11 protein-coding genes and 1 pseudogene are annotated in these 12127 nt (G+C 68.5%); 5 read left to right on the top strand and 7 right to left on the bottom strand.

Annotation, left to right across the window (positions count from 1 at the left end):
- Positions 1-257 precede the first annotated feature (257 nt).
- The 4 genes from ACGF1Z_RS35130 to ACGF1Z_RS35145 form a co-directional block, all read right to left on the bottom strand.
- Positions 258-653: a hypothetical protein gene (locus ACGF1Z_RS35130; RefSeq protein WP_393010643.1), complete on the bottom strand. Its 396-nt coding sequence runs from the start codon at positions 651-653 to the stop codon at positions 258-260.
- A gap of 160 nt (positions 654-813) precedes the next feature.
- On the bottom strand, positions 814-1866 hold the full coding sequence (locus tag ACGF1Z_RS35135; protein ID WP_393010645.1) for a hypothetical protein: 1053 nt from the start codon (positions 1864-1866) through the stop codon (positions 814-816).
- A 3-nt stretch (positions 1867-1869) separates the two neighbouring features.
- Positions 1870-4233: a hypothetical protein gene (locus ACGF1Z_RS35140; RefSeq protein WP_393010646.1), complete on the bottom strand. Its 2364-nt coding sequence runs from the start codon at positions 4231-4233 to the stop codon at positions 1870-1872.
- Between the two features lie 17 nt (positions 4234-4250).
- Positions 4251-4703, bottom strand: coding sequence for a hypothetical protein (locus ACGF1Z_RS35145; protein WP_393010648.1), 453 nt, complete (start codon positions 4701-4703; stop codon positions 4251-4253).
- A 477-nt stretch (positions 4704-5180) separates the two neighbouring features.
- Here ACGF1Z_RS35145 and ACGF1Z_RS35150 point away from each other — a divergent pair.
- From ACGF1Z_RS35150 to tpg, 3 genes and pseudogenes are all read left to right on the top strand, one after another.
- Positions 5181-5873, top strand: a pseudogene (locus tag ACGF1Z_RS35150) (NAD-binding protein); the annotation flags it as partial.
- Entirely contained in the window at positions 5804-7171 is a 1368-nt protein-coding gene (gene tap, locus ACGF1Z_RS35155) for a telomere-associated protein Tap (RefSeq protein WP_393010650.1), read from the top strand. The pseudogene ACGF1Z_RS35150 and the gene tap, both read left to right, overlap by 70 nt.
- 3 nt (positions 7172-7174) lie before the next feature.
- Positions 7175-7732, top strand: coding sequence for a telomere-protecting terminal protein Tpg (gene tpg, locus ACGF1Z_RS35160; protein ID WP_393010652.1), 558 nt, complete (start codon positions 7175-7177; stop codon positions 7730-7732).
- A gap of 133 nt (positions 7733-7865) precedes the next feature.
- Here the strand turns inward: tpg and ACGF1Z_RS35165 are convergent, their stop codons facing one another.
- Entirely contained in the window at positions 7866-8294 is a 429-nt protein-coding gene (locus tag ACGF1Z_RS35165) for a hypothetical protein (protein WP_393010654.1), read from the bottom strand.
- 781 nt (positions 8295-9075) lie between these two features.
- Between ACGF1Z_RS35165 and ACGF1Z_RS35170 the strand changes: the two genes are divergently transcribed.
- Both ACGF1Z_RS35170 and ACGF1Z_RS35175 read left to right on the top strand, forming a co-directional pair.
- Positions 9076-9537 carry a DUF4429 domain-containing protein gene (locus tag ACGF1Z_RS35170; RefSeq protein WP_393010656.1) on the top strand — a complete coding sequence of 154 codons (462 nt, stop codon included), beginning with the start codon at positions 9076-9078 and terminating at the stop codon, positions 9535-9537.
- Positions 9538-9802: 265 nt separating this feature from the next.
- Positions 9803-10327 (top strand): hypothetical protein, encoded by a 525-nt coding sequence (locus ACGF1Z_RS35175; protein ID WP_393010658.1) that lies wholly within the window; start codon positions 9803-9805, stop codon positions 10325-10327.
- Positions 10328-10383: 56 nt separating this feature from the next.
- Here the strand turns inward: ACGF1Z_RS35175 and ACGF1Z_RS35180 are convergent, their stop codons facing one another.
- Positions 10384-10767, bottom strand: a complete 384-nt coding sequence (locus tag ACGF1Z_RS35180) for a transposase (protein WP_393010659.1) — start codon at positions 10765-10767, stop codon at positions 10384-10386.
- Between the two features lie 95 nt (positions 10768-10862).
- Positions 10863-11978 (bottom strand): ISL3 family transposase, encoded by a 1116-nt coding sequence (locus tag ACGF1Z_RS35185; protein ID WP_393010661.1) that lies wholly within the window; start codon positions 11976-11978, stop codon positions 10863-10865.
- Positions 11979-12127 lie beyond the last annotated feature (149 nt).

Raw genomic sequence — 12127 nt, forward strand, 5'->3', positions numbered from 1 at the left:
ATCGACCAGCCCGTCGCGGTACTGCGGCCCCTGGCCGCAGACGGATCTTGACCTCCGGCTGCTGACCCGGCCCGGGCGTCTTGACCACCGGCCCAGCCTTGCTGGCCCGGCCCCCCGCTGGGGGCCCGAGCCTGACTCCTCAGGGCGCCCGCGACCGAGCTGCCAAAGGCCAAGCGACCGCCGTACCCGGGGCCGCGGCCCCGGGTTCCCCGCCCGGCACGGTGCTCCCGGCGGTCCCGCGGCGCGACCCGAGCGCGTCAGGGAGAGGGATGAGCGCTTCCGCCTGGCCGGTGTGCCAGGCGCAAGAGGACCTTGGCGTACACGGTGGTCGCCGCCGCCGTCACGGTGGTGATGACTGCCAACGCGAGGACACCCATGATGGCGGGCCACTGACGCAGAGTGTCATCGGCACACCGGCCGCCTTTGGACGCCAGCCCGACCAGCGGGCCCGGGCACACCGGCCTGCCCCCGTACTCGGGGCCGTAGTCGGCGAGCAGCAGGAACGCAAACCACCCCCAGATCACCAGCGCCAGGATCATCCATCCGATCGACCACGCTTCGACACGGCTGGCCTGCCGCTGTTCTTCTGTGCGCGCCGCCGATGAAGCCGAGGCGGAATCGGGCGTGCGAGGGGCCGGTGCATCGGCAGTCATGTATCCCTTTCTCGGTTTGGTTGGCACGCGTCGCCCGCCGGCGTTGCCGAAGTGTTGGTCCCGCAGTGCCTCTTGGGCAGCACAGCCGTGCTGCCGAGACCCGTCGGTCGTGGCCTCATGACGACCCGCCGACCCGGGGTTCCCCGGGTCGGCGGACTGATCAGCTCTTCGGCGTCCCGCAGCCGCGCTCTGCTGTCACGGCGTTGGTGAACGCCTCGAACAGTGCCGTGCGGGCCTGCGACGCCTTCTCCATTCCCTCGTCGAGGAGCAGGTCGCTGTAGGCGTCGTTGAGGCTCATGCCCAGGTACAGGTCGCCGTCCTTGCAGGGGGTGACGGTCCGGGCGCGTTCGCGGGTGGCTGCCTTGTCGCGGCGTACTCCCTGGGTCAGTACGGGGTCGTCGCTGACCGCGACGTCGATCCGCGGTGCTCCGGGCCCCTTCAGGTCGAGGCTGCACACCCGGGTCCGGGACTCCTTGCCGGTGACGCGCTCCGTGCCCTGCTCCGCCTTGCCCCGGACCAAGGCCGCTTCCGGCAGCCGGAACCCCGGAATGCCGCATGCGTCGGCCGGGTCGGTGGGCTTCGGTGCACCAGCCGGACCCTGCAGGCGGGCGGGGTCCTTCAAGGCGCCCGCGTCCTTGCAGCCGAGGCCGTCGGCCACGTGCCGGGCCCCGGACATCGCCACACGGGCGAGTACCTCGGGCGTGGTGCGCCCCTGTGCGAGGTTCACCTTGAGGACGGGGACCTGGGATTCCTTGGAGTTGGGCCGTTGCGCGCCGGGGCAGCCGACCGGGAGCAGGACCCACGCCTGCGTCTCGGAGGCGGCGCCGGTCGCTCCGCCGACGAAGTAGGAGAAGGAGGCGGCGTCCTTCCAGAGGGCGGAGCCGGTCCAGGCGAAGTCTGCGCCGTCGAAGGACAGCTCGGCTTCCAGACTGGGCTGGTCGTCGCTTAGGAACTTGTTGGTGCGCTGCACCTTGCAGGAGAACGAGTAGTACGGGTCCGACCCGTCCTGCAGGCTCTTTTGGACGATCCGGCCGGGGCCGGAGAGCGCGGAGCCCGCCTCGGACGAGGTGAGGGCGCCGGCGCAGAAGCGGTCCGGACCCAGGGCGTCGGTGTTCCACCAGGTGAGCAGCCCGGCGCAGCCGGCCAGGGCGACCGCCGCGGCCAGTACGGCGACCGCCCGTCGGGGGCGCGTACCGCGTGTGCGTGTGGACATGGACTACTTCCGTTCCCGCAGTGCGTCGTAGGCGCTCTCGCGCCCGCTGGTGTAGCTCTGCCGTGCCTCTCGCTGGGCGGCGTCGACCACGGTGTCCGACTGCCCCGTCTGCATGCCCCAGCTCTCGAAGATGCGGTTGAGGTCGTCCTGGGCGGCGTCGTTGCCGGAGCTGATGCGGTCCCGGGCCAGCAGGCCCTGTTCCGCGGTGACGCCCTTGAGCCACTCGTTCCAGTAGCCGTCGACGACTCGCTGGGCCATGTCGCCGACGACCGGGATGCCGGTGACGGCACCGCCGACGACGTGGTAGCCGTAGACGCGCTGGTCGCCGGCGGCGCTCAGCTTGGAATCCCGTTCGCCGAGCTTCAGGTCGCCGCCGATCGCGTTGTACGCGCCGTTGGCCTCGCCGATCTTCGCGGCGAGGTTCTTGGCGGCCTCGGGATCGGACAGGTCCTGCGTGGTGAGCTGATGTGCCGTGTAGCGGCGCTCGGCCTCGTGCAGGAGGAAGAAGTTCTCGGGGTCCTCGGAGACGCCGCGCATGATGCGGAGCATGCTGCTACGGCTGTTCTGGATCCGGGAGTCGTCCCCGTCGACCGCGGCACCGGGCTGGCCGCTCATGGTTCCGTCGCCGACGATGGTGTCCATCATGTCCGGCGTGTACGAGGCCAGTGCCCTCGCGAGCGAGCCGCGCATGCTCGCGTAGCCCGGTTCCTTGAGCAGGTTGTCGCCGTTCGCCTTCGAGTCGTCGCCGCTCCTGCCGGTGGCGCTGCCGTAGTCGAGGAGGTTGATCGTGTCGTGCATGATGCGGGCCTGGGCCTCGCTGTGGCGGCTGAGCTCCTCGCCCGGTGAGTTCGGCGGGCGGCCCGTGGTGGCGGCTTCGAGGGCCAGGCCCAGGCCGGCGCGGGCGTCCTTGTCGAAGGTGTCCTTGCCGGTGACCTCGATGTTGCCGCGCCAGTCCGCGGTGTTGACCACGTCCCAGTCGCGGTCCGTCAGCAGGTAGTCCAGGCGTTTCTTGCCGCCGTCGGCCGCCGGGTCGAGGTAGCCGGTCGCGGCCGCCGGATCGCGGCTGATGATGCCCAGTGCGCCGTCGACGGGGTCGTTGGCGAACCAGCCGCCGTCCTTGCCTTCGAACTTGCCGTGCAGGTCCCAGACGTCCTTGTCCTTCTTCTCGGCGTCGATCATCTGGTCGGTGAGGTCGCCGAGGAACTGCGGGGAGTAGCCGCTGCCCTGCTGCATGAGGGTGACCAGGCCCTGGTAGCCGCGGATCTCCTGGCCCTGGCCGCGCGTCATCGGGGCCTTGTCGCCGGCGACGTCCAGCTCGAACTTGTCCAGGCCGGCCTTCTTCAGGTCGCCCATGAACTGGTTGTAGAACTTCGCGTCGGGGCTCTTCGACCACTTCTCGAACGCCTCCCGGTACTCCTTCGAGCCGTAGGGCGGGTTCTTCTTGTTCGGGTCGAAGACGACCTGTGTGGCGTTGGAGACGGTGTTCGCGAGCATCTTGTTCGTGTCGCCGTAGAGGCCCTTGCGGCCCGAGTCGCCGCCGTGTGCGCCGTTGTTGAGCGTGTTCGACAGCTTGATCGTGCCCTCGGCGCCGCCGATGGCCGTCACGAAGTCGCGGCCGAAGTCGGTGTGGTGCTTGAAGGCGGTGTTGCCGTTGTCGCGCAGGATGCGGTTGAGGGTCTCGACGTCGGTGCTGGAGACCTTCTCGCCGCCGTTGAGGCGGGTGGCGATGTCCTTGGCGTGCTCCAGCTCGTACTGCTCGATGTCGCTCTTCGCGCCCGCGTTGAAGCCGCTGCCCGTGGCGTCCTTGCCGCCGGGGACGCGGTCCTTGTTGCTGTCCTTCACGGCAGCGTCAAGGGCCAGCTTCACGCCGGCGTCGGCGTCCTCGAACGCCTTGACGTACTTCTTGATCTGGCCGGCCCAGTCGTCTGCCGCCTTGTTCCACTCCGCGAGCGCCTTCTGGCCGTCGGGGTCGTGGACGTACGCGGAGCGCTCCTGGGCCGTCAGGTTCGGGCGGACGTTGCCCTCGTCGTCGACGGCCATCTTCGCCTTGCGGGCGTCCGCGACCACCGACTCCAGGCGCTGCTTCAGCTCCGTGAACTGCCCGTGCGCGTCCCGCAGCAGGCCCGCGATGGCCTTCGCCTGCGTCTGCGCGGCCCCGTACTCGTACTGCGTGCCCGCGAAGTTCGTGTAGGCGCTGCCCTGGGCTATGCCCTGCCAGGTGGTGCTGCCCTGCCCCAGACCCTGGGTGGCGGCGGCATAGGCCGATTCCGCCTTCTTGAAGTCGGACGCCATGTCGTCCCAAGCCTTCGCCGCGGCGGTGAGCTTGTCGTACTGGGCCGACATGACCTTCTTGTACGTGAGTCCCATGCTCTACAGCTCCCCTGTCAGCGGTACGCCTCGACGCCGGGCTCGGGCGCGGGCTTCATCAGCGGGCGGAAGCCGTTGTACATCTCGTAGTCCTGCCCCAGGAACAGCTTCCGCGTCACGGCCAGGTTGTGGGACTCCGTGGCCAGGCGGCTCAGCAGGTTCTTGACCTGGTTGTCCCAGGTCGTCTCGACCGTCTTCAGGCCGGCCGCCGTGTCCCAGCCGGAGAAGGCGCCGATGGCGGCGGTCGTCTCCTCGTCCGCCTTCTTCGCGGCGGTCTCCGTCTGCGTCTTGACCTCGCCGCCGAGCTTTCCAGATGCGACTCTCTTCTTCGACTCATCGGTACCGAAGTCGGCCGAACCGCCGCCTCCGCCGCCGCCGTCCGGCGCGGCGAGCTGGTTCAGGCGCATGGCGGGGTTCTGGCGTGCCGCCGCCTCAGCCCGCAGTTGGGCCCATTCCTCGTCGAAACCCATCGTCTCCCCCGTGGTGTCCTCGAGATCGTGGCGTTGCCTTGTACGTCAGTTCTATCAAGGTGTGCGGGTGTGAAGGGTGGGGGCGTGGAGCACCGCAAGCGGATCGTGATCTTGAAGCCGTCACTTGTCGCGCGCATCACGCACCCTGTTGCCCGGCCGGGGCCGGGGCCGTCGGCACGGAAAGGGAATGCGGGGGCTTCTCCGCTTCCAGCGCCTGTGCGGTCAGGGTGTCGATATGGCGAACGTCTGGGGCCGGGCTCGCAACACTGACGAGCTGACCCGTCAGGACCTGCAAGGCTAGGCGGAGCGCAGCGCATCCGCCGCCTTCCACGAGGTGAAGCTGTAGGCCTGCCCAAGAGCGGCCGGGCCCTGGGCCTGCTGAGAACGGGCCGGCCGGTTGGCCGTCTGCCCATGGCCGTGCATTCTTGATCAGTGTCGACTTTCTCCCCGTCCCAACTTCCCCTGCCCGGCGGTTGGATGGTCGTCTGTGGTGACGACGGTCTGGCCAGACGGCTGGCAGGTGAGCTGCGGGACGTATACCAAGAGCGCGTGACCCTCGTGGTTCCCGGGACGCGAGGACAGCAGCCGACGCTGGGGCGCCGCGCCGGTCGGGGCCTGAGCCTGCTGAGCCGCGTCCCGATGGTCAGGAGCCATCGCCTTCCTGGTGCTGAGCAGGCGGATCCGCACCTGCGCGTCGTAGAGGCCACCGAGCCCGACGAGGAGGTGCTGGCCGTCGCCGGCGTGGAGCGGGCAGCCGCCCTCGCACTGGTGTACGAGAACGATGACACCAATGTCCGGGCGGCGCTGCTTGCCCGCCGGCTCAATCCCGAACTCCGGTTGGTTATAAGGCTCTACAACCGCAAGCTGGGACAGCATCTGGAGGATCTGCTCGACCAGGCGGCGATCATCGCCGAGCCCGGACTGGACTTGGGACAGCTGGACGCGTCCACCACGGTCCTGTCCGACGCCGACACCGCGGCGCCGGCCCTGGCGGCGTCCGCCGTCGCCGGCACCAGCAAGATCGTGCAGGCGGACGGGCTGCTCTTGCGGGCAGTCGAACGTACCCCGCCGGGGCGCGGGCAGGCCGCCGACTCCGGGCTGTGTACCCTGGCCCTCCTCTCGTCCAGCTGTGCATCCTGCCCTGGCACGCCCTGGACGTCCGCGAGTGGGGGCGCAAGGACGACCCGCAGCTGCTGCTGACGATGCACCCGGCCGACCTGGTCCAGTACCTCGGGCTGTACGCGGCCCGGGTGATGACGCCGCGCGGCTCCACCGCGACGACCGGCCTGGAGCTGATGACCGCGCTGCGCCCGCCGACCCGCGCGGAGAAGAACCCGGCGACCGGTGAGTTCGAGCGGGCGTACAACGAGGACGCGCTCACCCAGCTCTACCCGGTGGTGCCGTGCGAGGTCCCCGACGAGCACCCGATCCTCAAGGGCCAGTTCGCCCGGCACCACCTGCGTACCCCGGCCGAGATGCTGATGGAGGAGGCGTACGACTGGTGCCGGCCGCTGACCGACGAGGAGTGCGCCAACCCGTACCTGGTCGCCATCGACATCAACATGTCGTACGCCGCGGCCGCGAACGGGCTCACGATCGGGCTGAACGGGCCGACCCACCTGACCGGCAACCCGCAGTTCGACGCGTCGCTGCCCGGCTCCTGGCTGGTCGACCTGTCCCACGTCGACCTCTCCCGCGTCCGGGTCAACGGCCGCACCGTCGACGGCGACCGGCTCCCGAGCCCGTTCACGCCGACCGGCGAGCGCCCGACCGGCCCGGCCTGGTACTCCACGCCGACCGTCGCCTACGCGGTGGAGCTCGGCTTCGACGTCGCGCCGATCGAGGCGTATGTGCGCACCCAGACCGGCCGCTACCTCGACTCCTGGTACAAGCGGCTGCGCGACGCGTACGTGGAGACGATGGCCGACATGGGCGTCACCACCGACCTCCAGGGCCAGGAGTTCCTCGAGGCGATGGCCCGGCGCAAGCAGGTCGACCCGACGATGGCGCTGCTGGAGACCGCGATCAAGGCGACGGCGAAGGGCGCGATCGGCAAGCTGCGTCAGCGCTCGCGGGGCCAGGTGCCGTACTACGAGCCCTACCCGGCGCTGGAGCGGGTGAACTGGCGCCCCGACATCCGGGCCGCCGTCCTCGCCAACCAGCGCACCGGCCTGCACCGCAAGCTGATGAAGACCGCGGCCGCCGCCGACCTGTACCCGATCTCCATCGGCACCGACGCGATCGTCTACCCCTCGCCCGGCCCGTCCCCGCTGGACGTCCTGCCGACCACGCCCGAGGGCAAGCCGGTACCCGGCGGCTTCCGGCTCGGGGTCTCGCCGGGGATGGTGAAGCACCAGGGCACCCAGACCGTCCTGTGGGCGGAGCAGCAGTTCGAGGAGCGCGGCGGCGTCTTCAACATCTCCAACCTCATCAAGACCGCCGACCCAACCGCCGGAGAAGGGGAGTAGACCGTGGTGGACTCGCTCGGGGACAGCCTGGACCGCGCACTGGAGAAGGCGTTCACCCGCCCCGCTCCCAAGAGCGCCCAGGCCCAGATGAAGTACCTCGTCAAGCAACTCAAGGGCACCAAGGCCGCCGCCCAGGCCCTCGGGATCTCCCAGCGCACCGTGGAACGGTACGTGACGGGCAAGCTCAAGCGGCCCCGCCAGGACCTGCGCGCCCGCCTGGAGGGCGAGGTGAAGAAGAGGTGGCAGCCGCAGGTCCGCGCCAAGGCGAGGCAGAAGGCTGCGACCACGACCGGGCTGGTCGTCTCCACCCGCGCCCGCTTCGGCTTCGAAGCCGCCGGCGGCACGACCGACGATGCCCGGATCCGGGACATCACCCAGGCCCTGCCGCCCGAGTACGCCGACCAGCTGTTCAGCGCACGGGAGCAGGGCGCCGGCGAGAACCAGCTCCGCCAGATCGCCGCCGAGGGCCTGGCCCAGATGTACTTCCGCGCCAACAACACCCGCGCACACGGCCTGGACGTGGAGTTCACCAACGTCGAACGGCTCGACATCGATCTGTGATCACCCCCTCACGGCGGGGCCTGAACCGCGCGAGTAACTGAGCGCTTCAGTTGGCGGATGAGCATGCGAGTCGGCGTGAGTCGAGGGCGCTGGCGGCGGAAGCGCTCAGCCACACCGTTGTCGAGCCGGACTCCTACTTCCCAAACCCTCGGCGGATCTCCTCAGCGAGGACGCCATCCTCCTCACTCAAACCGAGGTAGGCCCATGAAAGCCCGGCGTCGGCGAGCGCCTCAGCCAACGTAGCCCTCCCGGGGTATCGGGCTTCGACAGCATCCAGCTCGGCCGAGCGCTCTGCGATCCTCTGCATGGAGGCATCGCGAGCCTCGGCGGCGGCCGTTTCAGCGACCTGCGCATGTACCGCCTCCATAGCAAGGCGGGCGTCGATCTTTTCCCCCTCGAGCACATCAAAAGCCATGTTCACGACCTCGGACCCCGTCAAGTCGGGCCGTTCAGCGTGAATCCGGCGAAGCTCTGCCTCCAGGTAGAGCAAGGAGCTCTCCGGCAGCATGTCGCGCATGCTGTCCAGGGCCTTATCCAGCTGGGCATCGAACTGGTCAGTCATAGACAGGAAGCTAGTCCTGGGCCGCCTTCCGACACCAGCCGCTCTGAAACCCGACATCCCCGGCTACGGCTCAAGCCGCCAACTGGAGCACTCAGTCATAGCGCGCCGGTCCCAGGCCCCGCCCTCGCCACGGCTCAAGCCGCTGCAGTACGGGGCCCATGCCCGCAAGCAATTTCGAGCCCGGTTGTCACTCCTAAGGCGTAGCGTGATCTCGTTCGCCGACGCTGTTGTCGGCGGCGTGGTCAGCACAGGAGACTCGATGCGCCTGCAGTCCGCTCACATCACCAAGTACAAGAGCATCAACGACTCCACTCTGTTCTCCCTCGAAGGCGATATCACTGCCTTCGTGGGTAAGAACGAGTCAGGCAAGACTGCCGCCCTGGAGGCTCTCTATCGCGTGAATCCGCTGTCCAGCGGTTCAAGGGCAACGACGACCCCGACTACAACCCGATCTGCGACTGCCCGCGCGTCCCGCGCCAGTTCTGTCTGGAGTGCGCCGGCTGCGGGCAGTACGCCGGCCCGCACGTCTGGCCCCTGGTCCCGAGTCCAGGCTGACCCGCCGGAGGCGCAACGCGGGATGCAACGCGCCGGGCGCCGTAGCCCGCGTTGCGGGTCTGACCTGCGACAACGCGCACAGTCCCAAGACGATCGCCCGCGTTGCGCCGTGTCCGGTGACAGCGGAGTTGGTTCGGTTGCCATCGAAGCTGGACCAGGTCGGTGAGTCCAGTCGGTGGCGCTCTGAACGGTGGCAGGCGAACCGGACCAGCCTGATGCTAGATGCATGATCGAAGCAAAAGGACAGGGCGGGCAGGTCAGCTTCGACGGCGAGTACGTGACGATCACTCGCAAGGGGCTCCTGGCCCGCGCGGGCGTAGGCAAAGGCGAGAAACGCATCCACATTTCGCAGATCAGCGCCATCCAGTGGAAGCCGCCGGGCGTGCTGGTCAACGGGTTCATCCAGTTCACCCTCCCTGGTGGTAATGAGCAACGCTCCCGCTTCGGCAGTCAGACTGCCGAAGCGGCCAAGGACGAGAACAGCGTGATGGTCACCAAGAAGCAGGCTCCGGCTTTCGAGGAACTTCGCGCAGCGATCAGTGAGGCGATCGCACAACGGCATCAGCCAGCCGCTTCTGCGGCCGCCTCTATGGCGGACGACCTCATGAAGTTGCACCAGCTCCTCGAGACTGGCGCCATCAGCATCGACGACTACGAAGCAGCTAAGGCCAGGCTGCTCAACCCATAAAGCACTGGCGCAGTTGAAGCACCCGCGGAGCCGTTCCTGGTAACCAGCACACACAGAATCCGACAGTCCAACTTCGATGGCAATCGATCCAAATTCACTGTCACCTGGCTTTGTCAGCGAGTTACGGGTTCTGGCACAGATCTTGGGGAGTCGTCGCAGAGTGTCACCGGGGCAACAGCACGAGTTGGGTCAGCCCGCAGGGCGTTTGCCGGGACAGTCGAAATTTTCGGGCACTCTTGCCAGCCGTGCTGGCATCGTATGAATCATGGCAGCGACAGACGACACATCCGAACCTGGCAGCCCTGTCCGCAGCGCGTATCCGCCCCTGCTGGAGGCAGCGTGGCTGTATCAGGCGGATCAGGTGTGTCCGGAAGACCTCCCGATGACCGCTGCCCAGGCACTCGCAGTCGGAATGGATGCGCCGGCCCTGTGCGAGCTCGCCGGTCTGCCGCGTCATGCGGACCCCCGGGACATCCGTGGCGTATTCGAGCAGGCTCTTCAAGAATTGGGGATCCGGCTGCCCGATCGCCACATGGCCCGACGATACGCGCTGCGCAGGCTGGCCGCGCGATTCACCGCCGGGGAGGTCGATCTTGCCGAGTTGGCATCGGACGAGTGGTCGGAGACGGAGGTCGTGACCGCTGAGGAGCAAGCGTTCTTGGCGCTACTCCCGTCATGCGCGTGCTGTATCGAGTACACGCTGGGGCTCGACGAGGCGGCATGGGAAGCACAACTGCAAGTCGCGGCCTGTGCCTTGGTCTCACATCCCACTGTCGGTCCGCACTTCTGACGATTGAGGTCAGAAGGCGTTTCTGGCGCAACATCTGGGGTCGCGGTCGCGGAGAGTCACTGAAGCAGGATCATCTTGCGGAGTAGTTCGAACCCTGCCCTGCCGTAGAGCTGCCTTTTGATCTTCTTGATGCGGTTGACGGCGCCCTCGATGCTGCCGGAGCTCCAGTCGAGAGTGAGCCCGGCGGTCACGGCGTCGAGGTCTCGGAGCAGGTGGAGTGCAAAGCCGGTGAGGCCAGGCAACTGGCTGGCGTCGACCGCGTTGATCCAGGTGGGGAGTGTGCAGCCGAGGCGGTCGGTGAGTATCTCGCCGAAGTCGCGGACGTGTCCGGTGGCCGTGTCCAGTTCGGGGCAGCGGGCCAGGACGTCCTTCAGGCCGGCCCGGTCTTCCTCGGTCAGGGCGGTAGGGTGCTGGGTGAGCCAGCCGGTGACCTGCCGCACCGTCGGTGGCCGAGGTGGTGCGGCGGACGGAGCCCCGCGCAAGGTGGCGATGTGGGCGCGGACCATGCCGTAGGTGACCGGGGCGTGCTCGGCTATCAGCTCGCCGTGCAGTCGGGTGACGCTGGTACATCCCTCGGCGAAGCGTCGTTCCAGGTAGGGCTCTTGTAGGGGTCCAGTCTGCTGGGCCGGCGCCGGTTGTCGCGGATGGTGTCCTGCCAACGTGCGGCGTTCGCGTACCGGAGCACGGTGCTGAGGCCCCAGCCCAGGTGCCGGGCGATCGCCCGACGTGAGTGGCCTTGGGCGAGCATCTCGTGGACCAGTGCGTGTGCTGCCTTCTTCCGCTCGGCCCGCCGGCCGACGGGCTCCGAGTCGTCCTGCGGCCGACCGGGAGCCGGTCGGGTGTCCTGCGGTGGCATGTCGCTGGGCGAGGGTCCACGCAGGCAGTCGCGGTGGGCGGCGACGCAGGTCTCCACGGCTCGGCCGAGGCCCTGCCAGAGGTGGAACCGGTCGGCGACCTGCACAGCGTCGGGGGCGCCGCGCTGGGTGCCCTCGGCGTAGGCGCCCGCCCGGTCGCGGCAGATGATCTCCACGCCGGGATGGCGGATTAGCCAGGAGGCCAGCGGCCCGGCTTCCCGGGTCGGGAGCACATCGACGACGCAACGGTCTTCGACGCTGGTCAAGACGGTGGAGTAGGTCTGGCCGCGACGGATCGCGAAGTCGTCCACACCCAGCACCCGAGGAGTACTGAACGACGGATCGGGTAGTGCCATGACCCTGCGCAGCAAGGTCATCCGTCTCGCGGCGAAGCCCAGCTGGGCCGCCAGCCGGGCACCGGCCCGCCCCGCCAGGGCGAGCCCCACTCGCTCCAGGACGCGGTTGAGCCGCGTGGTGAACCGTGCGTACGGGGCGGTCAGCCGGGAGAACGGTTCGGCGAACGTCCGGCGTCGGCAGCCGGCCGACCCGCAGATGAAGCGCCGGACCGTCAGCCGGATCACAAAGGTCTGCTCAGCGAGTGGAAGGTCCTTCAGCCTGCGCTGGTAACGGTCGTGGACCCGGTCCGAGAAGCAGCCGCAGTCCGGACATGCCGCCCCGGCCGCGCGGCCTTTCGCCGCCACCTCGATCGTGCCGAACGCGGCCGTAACCGCATCAACATCCACCTCGTCGATCCCCTCGAACACCAGCAAGTCCCAGAACGGTGCATCGGTCTGCATGACCAGCACCATCACCGTCCACAACCGGCCTCAGCAGCGGCCGGCAGATACCTGAAAGAGCGTTTTGTCCCGGCAGGGGTGCTTCATTGCAGTTCAGCTGGCGGACCGGTTCGGGACGGCTGAGGCAGTGGACGTCTGTTGTGGCAGGT

Source organism: Streptomyces sp. NPDC048018, from assembly GCF_043202995.1.
In the GTDB taxonomy this organism is placed as follows: Bacteria; Actinomycetota; Actinomycetes; order Streptomycetales; family Streptomycetaceae; genus Streptomyces.